The 20,401-nt window shown below is 68.6% G+C and carries 15 protein-coding genes and 1 other RNA gene; 4 read left to right on the top strand and 12 right to left on the bottom strand.

All coding sequences use genetic code 11. The annotated features are described in order from the left end of the window. Positions 1-24: 24 nt before the first annotated feature. The 3 genes from KW835_RS11845 to KW835_RS11835 form a co-directional block, all read right to left on the bottom strand. A complete protein-coding gene (locus KW835_RS11845; protein WP_218382580.1) occupies positions 25-1,476 on the bottom strand; it encodes an efflux RND transporter periplasmic adaptor subunit in 1,452 nt (483 codons plus the stop codon). A 207-nt stretch (positions 1,477-1,683) separates the two neighbouring features. Beyond that, positions 1,684-2,133 (bottom strand): ribonuclease HI, encoded by a 450-nt coding sequence (gene rnhA / locus KW835_RS11840; RefSeq protein ID WP_218382579.1) that lies wholly within the window; start codon positions 2,131-2,133, stop codon positions 1,684-1,686. Continuing rightward, positions 2,130-3,044, bottom strand: coding sequence for a class I SAM-dependent methyltransferase (locus tag KW835_RS11835; protein ID WP_218382578.1), 915 nt, complete (start codon positions 3,042-3,044; stop codon positions 2,130-2,132). Before KW835_RS11835 ends, rnhA begins: the two co-directional genes overlap by 4 nt. On the opposite strand from KW835_RS11835, the gene gloB reads away from it, so the two are divergent. Both gloB and KW835_RS11825 read left to right on the top strand, forming a co-directional pair. Beyond that, positions 3,043-3,819 (top strand): hydroxyacylglutathione hydrolase, encoded by a 777-nt coding sequence (gene gloB / locus KW835_RS11830; RefSeq protein WP_218382577.1) that lies wholly within the window; start codon positions 3,043-3,045, stop codon positions 3,817-3,819. The two genes, KW835_RS11835 and gloB, sit on opposite strands and share 2 nt — an antisense overlap. After that, a complete protein-coding gene (locus tag KW835_RS11825) occupies positions 3,816-5,357 on the top strand; it encodes a transglycosylase SLT domain-containing protein (protein WP_218382576.1) in 1,542 nt (513 codons plus the stop codon). The genes gloB and KW835_RS11825 overlap by 4 nt, the downstream gene beginning before the upstream one ends. A 102-nt stretch (positions 5,358-5,459) precedes the next feature. On the opposite strand, the gene KW835_RS11820 is transcribed toward KW835_RS11825, so the two are convergent. From KW835_RS11820 to dnaX, 6 genes are all read right to left on the bottom strand, one after another. Then, on the bottom strand, positions 5,460-5,612 hold the full coding sequence (locus KW835_RS11820; protein ID WP_082485775.1) for a DUF3096 domain-containing protein: 153 nt from the start codon (positions 5,610-5,612) through the stop codon (positions 5,460-5,462). A gap of 196 nt (positions 5,613-5,808) precedes the next feature. Beyond that, a complete protein-coding gene (locus tag KW835_RS11815) occupies positions 5,809-6,864 on the bottom strand; it encodes an ABC transporter substrate-binding protein (RefSeq protein WP_218382575.1) in 1,056 nt (351 codons plus the stop codon). Between the two features lie 374 nt (positions 6,865-7,238). Next, positions 7,239-7,664, bottom strand: a complete 426-nt coding sequence (locus tag KW835_RS11810; RefSeq protein ID WP_218382574.1) for an MAPEG family protein — start codon at positions 7,662-7,664, stop codon at positions 7,239-7,241. A gap of 106 nt (positions 7,665-7,770) precedes the next feature. Next, positions 7,771-8,361: a recombination mediator RecR gene (gene recR, locus KW835_RS11805; protein WP_218382573.1), complete on the bottom strand. Its 591-nt coding sequence runs from the start codon at positions 8,359-8,361 to the stop codon at positions 7,771-7,773. Between the two features lie 249 nt (positions 8,362-8,610). Further along, positions 8,611-8,943, bottom strand: a complete 333-nt coding sequence (locus KW835_RS11800) for a YbaB/EbfC family nucleoid-associated protein (protein ID WP_218382572.1) — start codon at positions 8,941-8,943, stop codon at positions 8,611-8,613. A 297-nt stretch (positions 8,944-9,240) separates the two neighbouring features. Continuing rightward, positions 9,241-11,277: a DNA polymerase III subunit gamma/tau gene (gene dnaX, locus KW835_RS11795; RefSeq protein ID WP_218382571.1), complete on the bottom strand. Its 2,037-nt coding sequence runs from the start codon at positions 11,275-11,277 to the stop codon at positions 9,241-9,243. A gap of 137 nt (positions 11,278-11,414) precedes the next feature. Between dnaX and ffs the strand changes: the two genes are divergently transcribed. Together ffs and KW835_RS11785 are read left to right on the top strand one after the other, a co-directional pair. Then, positions 11,415-11,511, top strand: an RNA gene (ffs, locus tag KW835_RS11790) — signal recognition particle sRNA small type. 499 nt (positions 11,512-12,010) lie between these two features. Beyond that, a complete protein-coding gene (locus tag KW835_RS11785; protein WP_218382570.1) occupies positions 12,011-12,604 on the top strand; it encodes a hypothetical protein in 594 nt (197 codons plus the stop codon). Positions 12,605-12,744: 140 nt separating this feature from the next. Here KW835_RS11785 and KW835_RS11780 read toward each other — a convergent pair whose 3' ends face one another. Genes KW835_RS11780 through KW835_RS11770 form a run of 3 tightly spaced genes read right to left on the bottom strand, consistent with a single transcriptional unit; the run spans position 12,745 to position 20,338 of the window. Then, positions 12,745-14,112, bottom strand: coding sequence for a TIGR03862 family flavoprotein (locus KW835_RS11780; RefSeq protein ID WP_218382569.1), 1,368 nt, complete (start codon positions 14,110-14,112; stop codon positions 12,745-12,747). 47 nt (positions 14,113-14,159) lie between these two features. Then, positions 14,160-17,786, bottom strand: coding sequence for an exodeoxyribonuclease V subunit beta (locus tag KW835_RS11775; protein ID WP_218382568.1), 3,627 nt, complete (start codon positions 17,784-17,786; stop codon positions 14,160-14,162). Beyond that, complete coding sequence (locus KW835_RS11770; protein WP_218382567.1) at positions 17,783-20,338, bottom strand: PD-(D/E)XK nuclease family protein; 2,556 nt, start codon at positions 20,336-20,338, stop codon at positions 17,783-17,785. Before KW835_RS11770 ends, KW835_RS11775 begins: the two co-directional genes overlap by 4 nt. Positions 20,339-20,401: the final 63 nt, after the last annotated feature.

The following is a 20,401-nucleotide window of genomic DNA, read 5'->3' as shown; positions in this document are numbered from 1 at the left end:
GTCGGTGGTGGTCGAGCGCTCGCATCAGGCGGGTGCCCGGGTGGGTGCGGGCAAAGCGCGGCCCGCCGGCGCAATGGCGGCCAGGCACGGATTGGCCCCGGGCAGCGGAGCCACCAGGGTCTGTGCAGTCTGTGGCGCGGGCGGAGCGGCGGATTGCGGCGCTGCGGGAGCCGCCGCCACGGCGGCGTTGCTGGCGGCGCCTGCTGCACCTGCTGCGGGCGCATCGACCGGAGCCGTCGCAGGTGCGGTGGCCGAGGCGCTGGCAGCACCAGCCGCCCCCTTGGCACCGGAAGCACCAGCGCCCGGAGCACCCGGCGCAGCACCGCCAGTGGGCTTGCCCAGCTCCACCACGCGCACCGCCGTGCCGTCCTTCTGGATGCGCTGCTGCCCCGCGGACACCACCAGGTCGCCAGCGCCGATACCCTCCACCACCTCAACGAATCCAGGCGTGCGCACGCCCAGCTTCACCGGGGTGCGGCGGGCCACGCGGCTGCCGGCCTCCTTGCCTTCGACGATCTTGAATACGTAGGGATTGGTGCCGTCGGGCACCACGGCCTCTTCAGGGATGACGCTCGCGTTGGCGCGCTCGGCAAACACGGCCGTCACCCGGGCGAACATGCCGGGGCGCAGCTGCAGTCGGCGGTTGTCGATGCAGCCACGCACCGCCACCGACCGGCCGTCGGCGTCGATCTGGGGGTTGATGGCCTGCACCACGGCGCCGTAGCGTACGCCCGGGAGCGCATCGAACGAGACCTGCGCGGTCTGGCCCGTGCGCACCTTGCCCTGCAGACGCTCGGGCAGGCGGAAGTCCACATACACCGCGTCGAGGTCTTCCACGTTGACGATGTCAGCGCCGTCCTTGAGGTAGTCGCCCACGTTCACGCCACGGATGCCGGCGATGCCGTCAAAGGGTGCCACGATCTTCAGGCGCGATGCGGTGGCCTGCGCCAGCGATAGCTTGGCCTGTGCCACTTCGAGGTTGGCCGCGCTTTCGTCCACCGACCGCTGGCTGATGAAGCCCTGGGCCACGAGCTCCTGGTTGCGCTTGTGGTTGGCCTGGGCGATGGACAGCTCGGCCTGGCTTTGCTGGACCTGGGCGCGGGGCAGTTGGTCGTCGAACTGCACCAGCACCTGCCCGCGCTTGACGCGCTGGCCGTCGCGGAAGTTCAGATGCGTGATGCGGCCGCTGACCTCGGGGCGCAGCACCACGCTCTGGCGCGACCGAAGGCTGCCCACGGCCTCGGCCTCATCGCGCAGCGACATCTGTCGCACGGCCACTGCCTCCACCGACACCAAGCGGCCGGCTCCGCCCTGCGCCCCGCCACGTGCGCCCCCCCCGGCCGCAGCGCCGCTGGCAGCCGCCGTGGCCGCGTCCGTGCGCGGGGCCTGGGGTGGCTTTTGCAGCCACCAGGCGGCACCGGTAGCGGCTGCGATGCCGATGACAGCAAAAACAATGGTTCTTTTCTTGGACGCCATGGATCAATGAAGCCGGTGGAAATGCGGAATGCAGCCAAAGAATGTATCAGTCAGTGTCAGACAGTGCAGTGACTGACCGCTTGACCGAAGGTCAATTCCCCGGTTTTACGCAGGCTTTACACAAAGCACGCTGTTTGTTGCGTGCAAGCACACTGTGTGCCGGTTCGGCTGCGCGCTCTCCAGCACTCCGCTCCAGGTTCCAGGTGGTCAGCCGCGTCCCCGCGCCTTGTCCACCCCCTTGTTAGCCAGGGCATCGGCCCGCTCGTTGCCAGGGTCGCCGGAATGCCCCTTCACCCAGCGCCAGTCGATGCGATGGCCGCCGGTGCTGACCAGCGCATCCAGGCGCTGCCACAGCTCCACGTTCTTGACGGGCTGCTTGGACGCAGTCCGCCAGCCTTTGGCCTTCCAGCCGTGAATCCATTCGGTGATGCCCTTGCGCACGTATTCGCTGTCCAGGAACAGCGTCACTGCGCAGGGGCGCTTCAAGGCGGCCAGCGCCTCGATCACCGCCATCAGCTCCATGCGGTTGTTGGTGGTGCCCATCTCGCCCCCGAAGAGCTCCTTCTCGACGTCGCCGGCGCGCAGCAGCACGCCCCATCCCCCTGGTCCGGGGTTGCCCTTGCAGGCGCCATCTGTGTATATCACTACCTGATTCAAACCGTATTCCTGTCTTTTCTAGCTGTGTCGCGTTGCCGCAAAGGTGTCTTGGTGGCGCGGTCCGGGGCCTGCACCCTCGGTGCTGCGGGCCCACCCGCCGCGTGCGCACGGTTGGCGATGGGAACGGTGCCGGCGGCCCGCTGGCGTTGAGTGCGCCAAGCTGGCCCCAGCAGCCGCATCCCATGCACCCGCTTGACAGCCACCACGAAGTAAGCCGCACCGAAGATGGGCCACCAGCGCTCGCCCAGCGGGTCCATGAAGCCAAAGCGCTCCAGCCACTGGGTGCTGCGCACGGCAGGACGATAACAGCCAAACTGCGCCGATTCGACCTCGAAGCTCAACAAGCGCAGCCAGTCGCGCAGGCGGCGGTAGCCGATGAACTCGCCCACGTCGGGCAAGTACAGGTGACCTTTGCCCATGCGCTGGTACAGCCGCGCGCGCCGCTGCCGCAGGCCCCACAGGCTGGCCGGGTTCAGGCCGCTGATGACGACCCGGCCCTCGGGCACGAGCACTCGCTCGACCTCGCGCAGCGTCGCGTGGGGGTCGATGCTCAGCTCCAGGGTATGGGGCAGCACGAGCAGGTCGAGGCTGCCCTCGGCAAAAGGCAGGGCCAAGGGCTCGGCCAGCAGATCGACCGGGCGGCGCGGCGGGGTCGAGGGATCGGCATCGTCGTGCCCCCCCAACCCACCCCACAAGCCACTGACGGCGAAACCTTCGTGCCCGAGTGCCAGCCACTGGTGCGGCATGCGGTTGGCGCGCAGGCCATCGAGCAGCGGCATGCCCAGCTGCAGGCTGTGATAGCCGAAGATGTCGGCCACCGCCTCATCGAAGCGCGCCTGCTCCCACGCCAGCAGGTACCGGCCCGGCGGCGAATCGAACCAGTGGTGCAAACCTATAATTTGATCGCTCATGAACTTGCTGCCGCTGCCCGCCTTTACCGACAACTACATCTGGATGCTGCACGACGGGCACCAGGCCGTCGTCGTCGACCCCGGGGATTCCGCGCCCGTGGTGCAGGCACTGCAGCGCCTGGGCCTGCAGTTGAAGGCCATTCTAGTCACGCACCACCATGCCGATCATGTCGGTGGGGTCGACGCGCTGCGCGATGCCACCGGCGCCGTGGTCTACGGCCCCGCCCGTGAGCGCATTCCCGAACCGCTGGTTCGGCTCGCGCAGGGCGATATGGTGGACGTGCTGGGCCTGCGCTTCGCCGTGATCGACGTGCCCGGCCACACTGCGGGGCACATCGCTTACTACTGCACGGCCTTCGAGGGCGCGCCGCTGCTGTTCTGCGGCGACACGCTGTTCTCGGGCGGGTGCGGGCGGCTGTTCGAGGGCACACCGGCGCAGATGCTCGGCTCGCTCGACGAGCTGGCCGCGCTGCCCGGCGATACCCGTGTGTGCTGCACGCACGAGTACACGCTGTCCAACCTGAAATTTGCACGCGCCGTGGAACCCGGCAACGCGGCCCTGCTCCATTACAGCAGCCGGTGCGAAGCGCTGCGTGCCGCCGAGCAGCCCACGCTGCCTTCGAACATGGCGCTGGAGCGAGACATCAACCCCTTCCTGCGTGTGCGGCAGCCTGGCGTGGCCCAAGCTGCCCGGGATTTCGACGCGCAGGTCCACCAAGACGACGCAGTGGCGGTACTGGCCGCGCTGCGCCAATGGAAGAACGAGTTCCGATGAAAATTTTGCACATTGCCTGCCTGGCTGCAGCCCTCTGGCTCACGGGCTGTGCCACAACAGGCTCCACGCAAAACCCTTCGGCTGCGGCAGACGCCAAGGCATCCACTGAGGCCACTTCTTCGGCCCGCGCTTCCCACACACCGGTCATCCCCAACGGACCGCTGCGCCCCATCACTGCAGCCCAGGCATCCAGCGGCGAAGTCGCTTCGCTCTCGGCCCCGGCTGACCTGTGGGACCGCATCCGCCGCGGCTTTGCGATGCCCGACCTGCAGCACGAGCTTGTGCAGGACCGTGAGCAGTGGTACGCCACCCGGCCCGACTACATGCAGCGCATGACTGAACGCTCGAGCAAGTACCTGTTCCACATCGTCGAGGAGCTCGAGCGCCGAGGCATGCCCACCGAGCTGGCACTGCTGCCCTACATCGAGAGCGCCTTCAACCCGCAGGCCGTCTCCAGCGCCAAGGCGGCCGGCATGTGGCAGTTCATGCCCGCCACGGGCAACTACTTCGACCTCAAGCAGAACGCCTTCCGCGACGACCGGCGCGATGTGTTGGCCTCCACGCGCGCCGCGCTCGACTACCTGCAAAAGCTCTATGGCATGTTCGGCGACTGGCACCTGGCCTTGGCCGCCTACAACTGGGGCGAGGGCAGCGTGGGCCGCGCGATCGCGCGCAACCAGAAGCAAGGCCTGGGCACCAGCTACACCGACCTGAACATGCCGGCCGAAACCCGCATGTACGTGCCCAAGCTGCAGGCAGTGAAGAACATCGTGGCCAACCCCGAGGCCTTCCGCACCGAGCTGCCGCTGATCGAGAACCACCCCTATTTCCAGACCGTGGACATCACGCATGACATGGATGTAGCCTTGGTCGCGCAGCTTGCCGGCATCCGCGAGGAAGACTTCCGCGCGCTGAATCCATCCTTTCACCGCCCGGTGATCCTGGCTGCGGGCACTCCGCAGATCCTGCTTCCATGGGACAACGCGAAGGTGTTCCAGCGCAATCTGGAAGCGCGCCGAGAGGGCCAGTACGCGAGCTGGACCGTCTGGTCCGTGCCCTCCAACATGACGGTGGCCGAGGCCGCGCAACGCGCCGGCATGAGCGAGAACGACCTGCGCAGCCTGAACAACATCCCGCCACGCATGCTCATCAAGGCGGGCTCGGCACTGATGGTGCCGCGCTCGGCCGCCATCCGCCAGGATGTCTCATCGCACCTCGCGGACAACGGACAACTTGCCTTCGCGCCCGAGGTGGTGACCCGCAAGACGACGGTGCGCGCCGGCAAGGGCGAGACCGTGGCCAGCATTGCACGACGCTACAAGCTGGCGGCCGCGAGCGTGGCGGACTGGAACGATGTGCGCGCCAATGCGGCCTTCAAGGTGGGTCAGCAGGTGGTGGTGTACCTGCCCGTGCGACAGGCCAGCGCGCGCAACTCGGTAGGGACCCGCACCTCTGCCAAGAATGGCGGCAACAGCAAACGCGCGGCCGCGGCACCCACGCGCAAAGGCGGCACGCCGTCCAAGGTCAAGCGCCGCTGATCGCACTCCGGCCCACTCGACAGAGTGCGGCTGCCCACGCGGGCTCTCCCGTGGCGCCCTGGCGGGCCGGCCCCGCCCCGCTGCGAGGCGTAGCCCATCGCTTCAGAAACGCAGGTTGTGCATGCCCAGCAGGCCCAAAATGCCCATGATGATGAGGTAGAGCGCCACGATGGTGCTCAGAAGGCGGGGCATCACCAGGATGAGGATTCCGGCGATCAGGGAAACGAGAGGGCCGATGCTGAGGCTGAACGTCATGGCGCGATCCTTGAGGGGTAGAGGGTGAGGACAGGAGGTGGGCAGCCATGGCGCCGCGCCATTTGCGCGGTGTGCCGCAGTGCCCGACCCCAGGACTGTAGTCCATCCTCCACCCCTTTCTTGCCGCGCAGGACAGGGCGCCGGCACGGTGTAGGCATGGCCCGCAAAGTGTTGCGGCACCCTCCCGCAGGGCGCACTAAACGTTGAATTTCTGGCGCGCCTTGCGCACGAACTCGTTGGTATAGGTGCGCGCCAGGTCCACCTTGAAATCCGCCAGCTCGGGGTGCACGCGCGCCAGCACGCGCAGTGCGGTGGCGGCACCGTCGTCGGGCATGAGCCCGTTGGTGGAGTAGGTCTCGCGCACCCGGCTGAAGGCCGCCAGATACAGGCCCCGGTCGCCCATCAGGTAGCTGGTCGGCACGGCCTTCACCAGATCGGCCGGCGCAGCGGTCTGCAGCCACTTGAGCGCGTGCACGATGCCATTGGCCAGGGCCTGAGCCTGCGGGGCGTTCTTCTGGATGAACGCCTGCGGCGCATACAGGCAGCTGGCAGGCATGTTGCCGCCGAACACCTCCTGCGCAGCCTTGAGTGAGCGCATGTCTCCCGCAATGCGGGTGTCGGCCTTTTGCTCCAGCAGCGTCATGATCGGGTCTGCATGGCACAGTGCGTGCACCTGGCCGGAGCGCAACGCATTGAGGGCTGCCGTGCCCGTGCCCACGGCGACAAACGAGACGTCCTTGGGCGCAAGCCCCACGCGGCCAAGCAACAGGCTGGCCGCCAGGTGCGTGGACGACCCCACCGACGACACGCCGATGCGCCGCCCCTCCAGGTCACCCACTTCCTTGAAGCCAGGGAAAGAGCGCTGCGACACCCCCAAGGCCAGCTGTGGCGCACGCCCTTGCACCACCAGCGAACGGTATGCCTGACCCCGGGCCTGCTGGCGCAGCGTGTGTTCGAACGCACCAGCGCAGACGTCGGCCGCGCCCTCCTGCACCGCCTGCGCGGCCAGCGCCCCGGCGGAGAAGTCCCGCACAGTCACATCAAGGCCTTCGGCCCGGAAGTATCCCAACTGGTCCGCCAGCGCCAAGGGCAGGTGATACAGCACCCCCTGCCCGCCCACCGCAATGGTCAGGCGGCCCAGCGCAGCGGCCTCTGCCGTCTGCGCCCGCATGGCCGCGGGCGCAAACACCGTGGCAGCTGTGGCAGCGGACAGTGCGCTGAATGCGCGTCGGGAGAGCAAGGGAGGGGTCATGGAATCAGAAAAAGAACGATTGTTGCACTGCAACAATCGTGCCGCACAGTGGGCCGTTGCGCATTAGGGGGATTCCCAGCGGGGTTTATACGTAAGAATGTGTTTACGGTCACAGGTGGTGGTGGAAGTGTCCACCCATGAACCGCCAGCGGCGCCCCTCCCTCTCTCGCCCCTCTGGAGGGGACGCACCCGGTGGACTGGTCTGGAGGGCGCCGGTTTCAGACGCTGCGCCTGATGGCAGCCCCAACCGCGGGGCCCATAAAACTGGCGAGCAAACAAGCCCGCACCCCCGTGGATCTGGCCTGGCCAGTCCACCGGGTGCATCCCCTTGAGGGGGAAAGACGCACGGCGCCTCAAGGGGCCAACGATCCAGGCTACCGATACCCCACAAAGAGGATCGCGATGTTCACGATGAAGGCTGCAGCCCAAACGGCACTGCGCACCGTGGGCATGTCGGAGACATACATCAGGATGTAGAACACGCGCAGCATGACGTACAGGAACGCCAGCATGTCCAGCAGAGTCTGCCCTGCGCCGAGCAGGTGCGCGATGATCACGGCGCCAATGAAGAATGGCAGCGTCTCGAAACTATTGGCCTGCGCCGCGTTGGCGCGGGCCCGCCAGTCGGTCTGGCGCGCCATCCAGGTGCGCGGGTCATGGTTGTCGAACCCGCCGTCCTTGCGAGACTTGCCCCAGTGCCCGCTCTTGGCCAGCCACGAGCAGGCCAGCGGCAGCAGCGCCGCGATCAGCACGCACCAGTAGGCCACCGTAAATCTCGCGACATGCATGGTGGTATTCATTTTGTATGCCTTTTTGGCCGCTACCGCTTGGTACGCAAGCGCCAGCAGCTATTAAATTGTGAGTATTCTACCGGTACGGCACGGGGCACGGGCGCGGGCTCTCCGCTCAGCGGCGGTCCGACAGCGCATGCGCTATGGTGCCCAGGTCCACATATTCCAGCTCGCTGCCCACCGGCACGCCACGGGCAAGCCGGGTGACATGCACGCCACGGCTCTTGAGTGTCTCGCTGATCACATGCGCAGTGGCTTCGCCCTCGGCATTGAAATTGGTGGCCAGGATCACCTCCTGCACCCCCTCTTCGGCGGCACGCTGCAGCAGCTTTTGCAGACCGATCTCCTTCGGTCCCACGCCGTCGAGGGGACTGAGCCGCCCCATGAGCACGAAGTACAGGCCCTTGAACGCGCCGGTGCGCTCCATGGCCGCCTGGTCCGCCGGCGTTTCCACCACACACAGCCGCGACGCATCGCGCGACGGGTCCAGGCAGGTGCTGCACACCTCGGCCTCGGTGAAGGTATGGCAGCGCGCGCAATGGTGCACCGATCCCACGGCTTCGTGCAGCGCCTGCGACAGCACCTGCGCCCCTTCGCGGTCATGCTGCAGCAGATGGAACGCCATGCGCTGGGCAGACTTGATCCCCACCCCCGGCAGACGGCGCAGCGCCTGGATCAAGACATCGAGGGAGTTGGTGGTGGACATGGGTGGGAGATATTCAGGGCAGACAAGGGTATGGGCTGTGTGTGGATGCCGCGCCCTGGCTTCGGCAGGCCTCAGCCCGAACGGATGGAGAGCCAGCCCGCTGCCAGCCCCCCCCGACCCCGCCCTCCAGGGCGTAGCGAGCGGGATCAGCTGCTAGGCGGACGGAGCACAGGAACCGGAACATACTTCCTGTAAGTGAGGATTCCGAGCACCGCCCAACGACGCAGATGGCCCGCGCAGTAGCCAGCCTCAGAAAGGGAATTTCATGCCGCCGGGGAGGCCCGGCATCCCTTGGGTCAGCTTACCCATCTTCTCCTGCGAAGTCTCCTCGGCCTTGCGCACAGCCGCATTGAACGCCGCAGCCACCAGGTCTTCGAGCATGTCCTTGTCTTCGGCCAGCAGGCTGGGGTCGATGGTGATGCGCTTGACGTCGTGCTTGCAGGTCATCACGACCTTCACGAGGCCCGCACCGGACTCGCCCTCGACTTCGATGAACGCCAGCTCATCCTGGGCCTTCTTGAGGTTGTCCTGCATCGCCTGGGCTTGCTTCATCAGGCCGGCAAGTTGTCCTTTGTTGAACATGGTGTGTTTCCTTTGCTTTCTTTCTGGTTGATCGATATCCCCGGAAGGGGACTGAATTCGGTCCGCGCTCACATCACGACATTGTGCGCAAGGTCAGCCGCGTCAAAAACTGGCACGGTCCAGGCCAGTGCGCGGTGGAACCGGCTTTGCCGGGCCACCGGGTACGTCCCCCTCCCGCGCCGCGAGAGAGGGGCTGAGTGCCGCGGCTCCAAGCCTGCCCAGGCAGGCTTGGACGGTCCCGAAAAGCAGTCGCCTCTGGCGGCTGCCCCGGGGTGCAAGGGCGACTCAGGGGGAGGTTCATGCCGGTTTGATGCTGCCCGGCACGATTCTCGCGCCATAGTCTCGCACCAGCGATTGCACATACGGGTCGTTGGCCACGATCTCCTCCGCGCGGCGCTGGCGCTCGGCGGCGGCTGCCGCGTTGCGGCGCGCGGGGCTGTCGATGACCACGCCCACCTCCACGCTGATCTGGCTGGCGAGGCCGGCATTTTCCAGGGCGGAACGCAGGCGCTCGCGTGCCGTCGGTTGGTTCAGCGACTCGCGCTCCACGCGCAACAGCCAATGGGCGCCGTCGCGCGCCACCAGTTGGGACTGCAGCGCCAGCTCGCGCACCAGGGCATTGATGGCCTCTGCAGCCACCAGTTGCTGCACGGTGGTGTGCCAGACATCGCCCTCTTCGGTCGGTGTGTAGCGCGCGGACACGGGCACCGGGGCCGAATGGGGCGCGGGCTGCAACCGGGCACCGGGCTCAGGCGCTACACGCACCGGGATTGCTACGAATTCAGGAGCGGACTGCGCTTGCTCAGCATACGATGGAGACGAAACTTGCTCAAAATTCTGGGCATCTCGCACCGGCAACGCCATGACGCCAGCAGCCACCGCAGGGGATGCTGGCGATGGTGCGGACCTGGCCGCGGTTGCCGAGCCGCCCTCGTCCTCTTCGGACCCAGGCCATGGTGGAGGTTCGGACGACGCGCCGTCATCTTCCGGGGTCTGTACCTGGCGGCGTTGCGGCGCGGGCTCTGCGCCCACTTGCGAAGCCGTCGGCGCGGGCGCAGGGACAGGTACAGCTACGGGGGCAGGAATGGGAGCAGCGGCCAAAGCCGGCGCCACAAAAGCTGCCGGTGGCGCGACCGGCGCCGCAGAAATCGTCGGTGCGGGAGCTGCGGCAGGCCGTGCAGGTGCAGGTTCAGCCTGCGTCAGAGTTTTTTTTTCAGCCGGTTCGCCGCTGGGCTTGAAGGCCAGGAGGCGCAGCAGCACCATGGTCAGCGCCGCGTACTCGTCCGGCGCCAGGCCCAGCTCGCCGCGCCCGTGCAGGCACAGGCTGTACAGCAGCTGGGTTTCGTCGGCCGGCATCTGGCCAGCCAGGCGCGCGGTTTCCACGGCCTCGGGGTCATTGGCGTCCACGGCGCCGGCCATCTGCGGCACCGCCTGGTAAACCGCCATGCGCTGCAGCACGGCGCTCATCTCTTCGAGCGTGGAAGCGGCAGACAGCCCATTGAGCCGCAGCGCATCGGAAGTTTCGACCACCGTCTTGCCATCGCCCTGCGCCAAGGCTGCGATGAGGCGGAACACGTACGAGCGGTCCACCGCGCCCAGCATCTGGCGCACGCCCGCCTCCTGCAACTGGCCGCTGCCAAAGGCGATGGCCTGGTCGGTGAGCGACAGCGCATCGCGCATGGAGCCGCGAGCCGCGCGGGCCAGCAGGCGCAGCGACTGGGGCTCTGCAGGCACGTTCTCCTGGGCCAGCACGCGCGTGAGGTGCTCCAGCACGGTCTCCGGCGCCATCGGCCGCAAGTTGAACTGCAGGCAGCGCGACAGCACCGTGACCGGCACTTTCTGCGGGTCGGTCGTGGCCAGCACGAACTTGAGGTATTCGGGCGGCTCTTCCAGCGTCTTGAGCATGGCGTTGAACGCCGTGTTCGTCAGCATGTGCACTTCGTCGATCATGAAGACCTTGAAGCGCCCCGCCACCGGCTTGTACACCGCCTGCTCCAGCAGGCTCTGCACCTCGTCCACGCCACGGTTGGACGCGGCGTCGAGCTCGGTGTAGTCCACGAAGCGGCCGCTGTCGATGTCGGTGCACGCCTGGCACACGCCGCAGGGCGTGGCGGTGATGCCGCCGTTGCCGTCCGCGCCCTGGCAGTTGAGCGACTTGGCCAGGATGCGCGACACCGTGGTCTTGCCCACGCCCCGCGTGCCGGTGAACAGGTACGCATGGTGCAGACGCTGCTGCGTGAGGGCGTTGGTGAGCGCCTGCACCACATGCTCCTGCCCCACCATTTCCGTGAAATTGCGGGGGCGGTACTTGCGGGCGAGCACGAGATAGGACATTCGGTCGATTCTACGGGTTGGGCCGCAGGCTTTCGCGGTCCGGGCGATGGCACGGCCACCCGCCGAAGCCTTGCGGTGGCCAAGGCCATGTGCCTGCGACGCAAAGACGGCCCCGCATCCAGCGTACAATCGCCGGTGACGGGCCTCCTCGCATGGTGAAGCGGCCAACCGGGTCAGGTGGGGAACCAAGCAGCCCTAACTGTGGAGTCAGTGCCGGGGGTAAGGCTCGTCAACTTCTTTTCGCGTTTTTCCATCCTGGCTCCGGCTGCGTGTTTCACCATCGCAGCGGACGCACAAGGACCGCCACGGTACCGCGCGTACCCCTTGGCTTGCATCTCCCCCAGAATCCCCTTCGCCATCCGTGATTTGACGGCGCACTGGCGCTTGGCTGCGCGCCGTGCCACCATGGTGTCAGTGATTTCCCACGCCGTTTCGAGGCAATCGACACGGAACGGGCGCGGGAGATGACAGCACACTTTGTTGCATCGCTTCATCCTTTCTTTTCACGGGTGCCGCCATGCCAAACCGCAATACAGCGCAGGTGACTTCCACTCGCCGCCCCGCGGCGACAAAGCTCTTTGTTTCCTGTCATCCCCATCACTGGGTTCCGCACGCTCTGCAACAAGCACGCGCCAGGCGCTCAGGCGTCTTGCTGGCCGCGCAGTTTTGCGCGTTGCTGGCCGGGGCCGGGCCGGTACTTGCTGCGGAAACATCCACCTTTGGTGACGAAGCCATGGCCGCGTTGCAGACTGAAACGCGTGGTGCCAGTTCCCCCACGGCGTACGAGGTGAACAGCCTGGTGCTTCCCAACCTGGGCGACGCCAGCTGGAACACGCCGTCGCAGCGGCAGGGGGGTACCGCCAGCAGCTTTGCCAACGCCACCCAACACATCGACGTCACGCGCTGGCTCACGCCGGACGCGCCACGCAGCCTTGGTTTTTCGCTGGGACTGACGTCGGCTGCCCCGTTGGCAGGCTCGCCGGGCTCCACAAGCGCCAACAGCTTCGGTGGCGGCAACACCGCCGCCCCCACGAGCCTGGACCTGGGCGTGCGGTGGCGCTCTAAGCTGGCCACCGGGCGCCACCTGGACGTTTCCGCTTGGGCGCAGACGCCGCAACTGGCGCAGTCGCCCGATGCCATGGGCCTGATCTGGCAACAGCAGCAGCCGGTGTACGGCACGCGGGTGGAGATGCAATGGGCCTCGTCCAAAACGCGCGGGCTGGTGCCCGAGTTCGGTGCCATCGGGGTGCAACTGCAGGGCGGTTCTCGCCTGGTGCTGCGGGCGCGCAAGGGGGGGCCCATGCTGTACTACAGGGCGAAGTTCTGACCGAAGTTCTGCCCCCTGAGACGCTGCGCGTCTTCCCCCTGAGGGGGACGCACCCGGTGGACCGGCAAAGCCGGATCCACGGGTGCGCTGGCGTTAGGGCGCGCCGGTTTCAACGGTAGCGCGCTTTCTCAAGCACTCAGTCAAACGCTTTGAGCCAACCAGCGCAGCGCGCCTTGGCCGGCCACGCGGCCGCTGGCCATGCTGGCAGTCAGCAGGTAGCCGCCCGTGGGGGCTTCCCAGTCGAGCATTTCGCCGGCGCAGAAGACGCCGGGCGCGGCCGTGGCCATAAGGTGGGCGTCGAGCGCCTCGAAGGCCACACCGCCAGCGGTGCTGATGGCTTCGTCCAGGGGGCGGGGGGCCACCACGGTGATGGGCAGGGCCTTGATGGCGTGGGCCAGGGCCACGGGGTCGTTGACGCCGTCCTTGCCCAGGTGTTCGTACAGGATGCCGGCCTTGATGCCGTCAAGGCCCAGGCGGCTCTTGAGGTGGCTCGAGAGCGAGCGAGACCCGCGCGGATGGCGCACTTCGACCAGCACGCGTTCGGGGCTGTGGTCGGGCAGCAGGTCCAGGTGGAAGGTCGCGTGCCCGTGGGCCTGTACCTCCTCGCGCAGCAAACTCGATACGGCGTAGACCAGGCTGCCCTCCACGCCCGTGGCCGTGGCCACGAACTCGCCACGGCGGCTGAACGCGCGGCCCTGGCTGTCGGTGAAGTTCAGTTGCACGGTCTTGAAAGGCTGGCCGGCAAAGCGCTCCGTGAAATGCGGCGTCCAGCCCACGCCCGGAGTGGGCGTGCGGCCCAGCAGCTCCTGCAGGAATTCGCGGCGGGTCTCGCCAGCGGGGGCTGCAGCGCGCAGCACGTCGAAGCCGCAATTGGAGGGGCGCAGCGGCTCGACCGCCACGCCACGCCCCACCAGCGCCGGCACCCAGGCTCCGTCCGAGCCCAGGCGCGCCCAGCTGCCACCGCCCAGTGCCAGCACCACGGCCCGTGCGCGCACTGTGGCGGCTGCGGGCGCCTCGGCCGGGCCGGTGACGGCAAACCGCAGCGCGCCGTCATCGGCCCAGCCCAGCCAGCGGTGGCGCATGTGGAACTGCACGCCGTGCCCGCGCAGCCGCTGCAGCCAGGCCCTCAGCAAAGGGGCAGCCTTCATGTCCTGCGGGAAGACGCGGCCCGACGTGCCGACGAACGTTTCCACCCCCAGGCCCTGCGCCCAGGCGCGCAGCTCGGGCCCGCCAAAGCCTTGCAGCAGCGGCTCGACCTGCGGCTGCCGCGCTCCGTAGCGCGTGGCGAAGGCGTCGTGCTGCTCCGAATGCGTGAGATTGAGCCCGCCCTTGCCGGCAAGCAGAAACTTGCGCCCCACGGAGGGCATGGCGTCGAACAGGTGCACGCCCACACCGCCCTGCGCCAGCACCTCGGCGGCCATCAGCCCTGCGGGGCCGCCGCCGACCACGGCGACGTCGCAGTGCAGGTCGACCCCAGGAGTGGCGGAAGAAGGCGTGGTGGCGGACATGGAGGAAACCTTTGAATGGGGCGCGCCGTGGGGCAGCAAGGCCAGGCTCAGAACAGTGAACGCTGGGGAGAGTCTGGGTCGTCGCCCGGGGGCGCGGGCGGTGCGGAGGCAGGGGGCGCCGCGGGTTGCGCGGCGGGGGCCGGAGTATGCCTGATGGCATGGGCGTGCCCTGCTGGCACCCCTGCCCCTGCCCCTGCCCCTGCCCCTGCCCCTGCCAGCACTGCGGCTGCGGGTGTGGCAGGGGCCTGCTTCATGGCCGTGACCGCAGCGTCAGCACCGGCCGGCATGGCAGCGCCCTCCGGCACCAGCACCATGCGACCGTCACCCGTCAGGAACGCCGCCCGCACTGGCTCGCCCGGCGCCTGGCGCTGCACGGCATCGCGGTAGCGGCGCAACTGGGCCATCAATGCGGGCTGGCGCTCGGGCTCTGCAGCGCTTTTGTAGTCCAGCACCCACCAGCCGATGCGCCCCGGGGGCTGCGTGCAGTGCACCAGGCGGTCCAGGCGCAGGCTCTGGCCACCGTGGCGCAGCGGGGCTTCGTTGATGGCGGTGTCGACGGCCGCAGGATCCCACGCCCAGGCGCCCTCGCCCGCCAGGATGCGCTGGGCTGTCTGGGAGGCAACCCTTGCGGCGGCAGGCGTGATGTCGAACTCCTGCGCCAGGCGGGCCACGCGGGTGGCCGGCCAGCCCTGCTCGCGCAGCTCTGCCAGCGGTGCGCCGGCCACGCCGGTTTGTTCGAGCAACTGGTGCATGGCCTCGCCCAGGCGCGAGGCGGGGGTGGAGGGCGTGGCGGCACCGTGCTCCAGGTCCACAGCGCTGCCCGGGGATGCAGCCATGGCGGCGGCTGCCGGCATGCGCAGCGCATCGGGCACGCGCTGCAGCTCTGCGAGCCTGAAAGCGGCGGGCGTTGCGGCGCCGCGTCCAGCGTCGTCGGCCTCCCCGGCCTGGCCAACGCCCTCCTGCACACCACCCACCGGCACGCCAGGCACGCCCGCCACATCCACCTCTTCCATCAGGGGCGCGAGGCGGCTCCACCAGCTGCCGGGCGCCGACGTGGCGGGCTGCACCGACGACATGGCCAGGCAGTGCTTGGCGCGCGTCATGGCCACGTAGAGCATGTTCAGCTCTTCACGCTGGCGGGCCTGTTGCTCGGTGGCGAGCGCATCGACCGCGCTGGGCGGGGGGCTCGATTCGCTGGCCAGGAAGACAAAGCCGGTGGGCGCCGTCTGTTCACCGGGCCAGTCCACCAGCACGCCCATGGTCTCGGCCTTCTGAGGGCGGGTGTCGGTGTCCAGCAGCAGCACGCAGTGCGCTTCCAACCCCTTGGCGCCGTGCACGGTCAGCAGCCGGATGGCCTGCGCATCGGCACGGCCCGGGGCGCGCACACCGCCGCGCTTCATGGCCCGCACAAACGCATAGGGCGTGAGGTAGCGCCCGCCGTCATGCTGCAGCGCGGCCGACAGCAGCGCGCGCAGGTTGACCTGCACCGTCATGCGCTGCGTGGCGGGCGCTGCGGCCGCGAAGCGCGCGAGCACGTCGCCGTGCTGGTAGATGGCGTGCAGCGCATCATGCGGCGGCAGGCTGTCCACCCAGGCCTTGTATTGCATCAAAACAGGCCCTATAGCTTGATATTCGGTCGTCAATAGCTCTGTTTTTTGTAGCAAATCGAACCAGCTGGTGGCAGCATGCTCGGGCTGGCGGCGCAGCAGGGCCAGCGCCACCAGTGCGTCGTCAGGAAGGCGAAACAGCGGCGAGCGCAGCGCACGCGCAAGAGACAGGTCGTGCCCGGTGGACACCAGCGCGTCCAGCAGCGCCACGATGTCCTGTACCTCGGGCGCGTCGAACAGATCGGCTTTTTCCGGCTGCACGCACGGCAGGTGCAGGGCGCGCAGGGCGTCCTGCATCGCGGCCAGGCGGTCGCGCTTGCGGGCCAGCACCAGCACTTCGTTCGGGGGCGTTCCCCGGGCGATCTGCGCGGCCACCCAGGCGGCGGCCTGGGTGCATTCGCGCATGCGCTGGGTTTCCTCGGCCTCGTGGCGCGGCTCGGTCAGGCTGTCGCGCCAGGCCAGAGGGTCGATGCCTGCCCCTGGGCTACCGTCGGCTTGCGGCGGCAGGATGGCCGGCAGGCACAGCAGGGAGCCGGGGTCTCTCGATTCGGTGGTGTGGTCGCGAAAGCCGATGGTTTCGTGCTGGGCCTGGGCCGTGCCCATCACGTGGTTCACCGCGGCGATCACGCCCGTGGCGTTGCGGCGGGTGTGGTCGCAGCTGAGCAGGTCGCCCGCTAGGCCGTTGCGCACAAAGGCCTGCGCCGCGATGAACACCTGCGGCTCGGCCCGGCGAAAGCGGTAGATGCTCTGCTTGGGGTCGCCCACGATGAACACGCTGGGCGCCGTGGCGCCGCCGCCCGAGCCCGCGTAGCCCGACAGCCAGGCGTGCAGGGCCTGCCATTGCAGCGGGTTGGTGTCCTGGAATTCATCGACCAGCAGGTGGCGCACGCGGGCATCGAGCCGCTCCTGCACCCAGCCCGACAGGATGGGGTCGGACAGCATGACCAGCGCGGTGCGCTCCACGTCGTTCATGTCCACCCAGCCGTGCTGATTCTTCACGGCCGCGAACTCGGCGATCAGGCGGCGCGCCAGGCGCGCCATGCGCTGCTGGTGCTGCCAGGCCGCGTGCTGGCGGCGCGCCACGAGCAGGCGCTGCAGCTCGGGCTCGGCCTCTTGCGCGGCGGGGAACTTCTCAAGGTTCTTGGACAGCCGGTCTTCCTTGGCCACGAACAGCGCCTTGCGCAGCATGTCCAGCCGCTCGTTCAGGTCGGTGCAGGCGAATGCATCGACGATGGCGTCTGCGGCCTTCTGCGGTGTCTTGTTGGCCTCGGCCCCCAACGCCTTGGCGTGGGCCAGCCAGCGCTGGCGGCACGCGTCGCCCTGCAGCGCGTCGGCGGGCTCGGCGCAGCCCGCAAGGTCGGGGTATGCGGCCTGGAAAGGCGGCACAGAGGCATCCACCACGCCCGCCGCATCAGCGAGGTCGAACTCCACCCGCTTGGCCAGCGCCGCCGCCAGGGCCTTGTGCGTCTGCGAGCGGCCATGCTGCTCCACCACGGCTTCGTAGTCGGCCTTGAGACCGGGGCTGTCGGCCACGGCCTGCAGGAAAGGGCTCCAGACCTCGCGCACGGCCTCGGCATCGTCCTCCAGCAGCTCGAAGTGCGCGGGCAGGCCCTGCGACTGCAGCAGCGCCAGCGGGGCCGTGCCCAGCAGCGCCGCAAACCAGCTGTGGAAGGTGCGGATCTGCACGGGGCGGCCGCTGGCCAGCATCTGACGGTATAGATTTTGTAGCGCCTCGCGCTTGTCCAGCGCGCGCTCGGGACTGATTCCCCTTGCAACCAGCTCGCGGGTCAGCTCGTCCAGCGGGCGGTGGGAGAAGTCCTCCAGCCATTCCTGCAGGCGCTGGCGCATTTCGCCGGCCGCCTTCTTGGTGAAGGTGATGGCCAGTATCTCGTGCGGCGCGCAGCCGTCGAGCAGCGCGCGCAGCATGCGCGAGACCAGCATCCAGGTCTTGCCCGCACCCGCGCAGGCCTCCACAGCCACACTGCGCTGCGGGTCGCAGGCAATGGCGTAAAAGCCCTCGCGCGATATGGGCTGGCCGTTGTGTTCGTAGGCGGCTTGTTCAGTCATTTCCAGAAATCTTTGCGGCACAGCCCGCGTGCAGCGCAGTAGTCGCACACCATGCCCTCGCCCAGAGCTGGCATCGGATCGCCCGCGGCGATGCGCTCGAAGTCGTGCTGGATGCCCTCGACCAGCAGCTCGCGCAGGTGCACCACGTCTTCCTGCTCGTGCATCTGCGTCTCGCCCCGCTCGCCAACGTTCACGTAGGCGGCACGCAGCGTGTCGTGGCTGAGGAGCGCGGCGTAGAACGCAAGTTGGGTGTCTTCGGCGCCGGACTGGACGCGCTTTCGTGTCACGCTATCGCTTTCTGTCTTGTAGTCGATGACGAGCGTGGTGGATTCGTCGTGCGCTGGCACTGCGTCCACGCGGTCTAGCGTGCCCACAAGCTCCAGGCTGCCCAGCGGCTGGGTGGCGCGCAGCTCGGCCTGGCGAAAAGATGCGCCCGACTCTTCATGCCGGGCCAGCCAGCGAAGGTAGCCGTCACGCACCTGCGGCCAGCCTGCGGCGAAGGGCAGGAAGTCGCCCTCCCCCAACGCCTGGGCGCGCGTCACGGCCTGGGCCGCCGCGTCCATGCGCAGCACGCGCTCGGACAGGTCCCGCGCAGGGTCGGCCAGCAGGGCCTCGTGAAAGTGCTGCAGCACCGCGTGCAGCCAGTTGCCGAAGTCGCGCTTGTCCACTTCGGCGGCCAGCTCATCGGCCTCCTGCAAGCCCAGTTGGCGCAGCGCGAAGAAACGATACGGGCAGTGCCGCAGGTCGGAATACGCGGTGGAAGACAGCCGCAACACGGGCAGCCGATCGCCCCGGGGCAAGGGCCGTGCCGTCGGGGCTGCGTCCACGGTGCGCTGCGTGCGTGTATCGGCACCGGCCTGCGCGGCGCCGTCCAGGCGCAGCGCCAGCACCAGCGGGCTGGCGAGCAGGGGCTCGCCGCCTTCGTCGCCGGTACGCCACAGCACGTCCACGGCCGGGGTCTGCAGGGCGTGCTGCCAGGCTGCGCGCTGGGCCGCCTCCATCGACGCGCGCGTGGGCAGGCCCCAGGCTTCGCGCTGCGCCTGCGTCCATTCGCCCGCAGGCTCGGGAGCGGCCTGCAGGCGCTTTTCGTCGCAACCGGGCAGTACCAGCGCCGCAAAGGGGCGCGCCAGCAACTGGGGCATGGGCAACACCACCACGGGCGCGTCGCCCGCCTGGGTGGGGACGTACCGCGCGGCTTCCAGCACCTCGTTGGCCCAGCGCGTGAATTCGGCCAGCGACATGCGGCGGCCCGCGCCATCGCCCCAGCCATCGAGTTCCGCCTCCTGTCCGGCCTGCAGGCGCAGAGAGGACAGCACGCGTTCGCCGGCGGCGTCGTCCTCCAGCACCTGCCACTGCCCGTTGCCAACCAGCAAGGTGCGCAGGGCCTGCAGCCACTGGGGCAATGCGCGCGCGGCGCGCAGGCTGTCGCGCCAGGACTGTGCCTGCGCCACCAGAGCCGCCACATCGGGCTGGCCGTCCCAGCCGTGCTGAGCCACCTGCGACCACGATGCCATCGACGCCTTGCGCAGCGCACGCTCCAGCCGCGCCAGCACGCGCTCGTCGGCACGGGGCACGTGCTTGAGCCAGTCCAGCACCTGATCGGAGGTCGCGTCCCACGCGCTGGCGGTCAACGCCGCCATCAAGCGAGCCGCCCCCCGCGTGGTCGACAGAGTCCAGCCGTTTTCGTCACGCACCGCGACTCCGCTGCTGGCCAGGTGAGCCCCGATGCGACGGGTCAGCGCGCGGTCGTTGGCGGCCAAGGCGACGGGGACGCGCCCCGCAGCCAGATGGGCCAGCACGCAGGCTGCCGCGCGCTGTGCTTCGTCCTCAGCGTCCTGCGCCGCATGCAGAGCCACATGGCGCTGCCCTTCGGCCTGCGCAGGCTCACCCGCATCCCGCAGGGAGAGTGCCACGGCCCTGGCGCCCCAGTGCGCCTGCAGCGACTGCGCCAGGCCATCGGGCTGGAACCCGGGCAAGAGCACCAGGGCATCGACGGAACGCGCCACGCCGGGCTCAAACAGCACGTCCGTGGCGTGGCGCGAGGCCAGCACCCACTCAAGCGCGATGCGCGCGACCACGGACTCGTAGCGCAGCGCCGAACCTTCGTCCGCCTGCGGCAGAAGGCTGCGCGCCTGCTGACCCCAGGCCTCTCGTTGCGCGGGCGGGACGGCAGCCACCGCTGGGGCCAGTTGGGCGGCGGCCTCCTGCAGCGCAGCGGCCAGCACATCGCGCTGCGCGGACAAACCCACACGGTCCAGCAACAGGCGTGCCGTCAACGTGTCACGCGCCACATCGCCGGCCAGGTCATCCCCCTGGGGCACAAAAGCCGCAAGTTGCCGCGCCCAGTTGCGCGTGGTTTCGAACCGGGGCGCAAAGCCATCGGGGTGCTCCACGCCCCAGTAGCGCTGCGCCCAGGGCATGAGCTGGGCGTACGGCACCAGCACCACGGTGCGTGCGGGGTGGGCGCCGCACTGCGCAATATGGCGCGCGACCTGGTCCAGAACACGCTTCCACAAGAGCGCGCACTGATCGCTTTTCGCTATGACTGTCATAGCGTCACAAGGCGCGGCCATAACGGTGAACGTGGGATTGGTTTCTGTCACAATGACCAGACT

Source organism: Acidovorax sp. sic0104, assembly GCF_019219095.1.
Classification (GTDB): domain Bacteria; phylum Pseudomonadota; class Gammaproteobacteria; order Burkholderiales; family Burkholderiaceae_C; genus Acidovorax.
The sequence above is the reverse complement of the archived record's forward strand: the minus strand, read 5'-3'. Positions and strand labels throughout refer to the sequence as shown.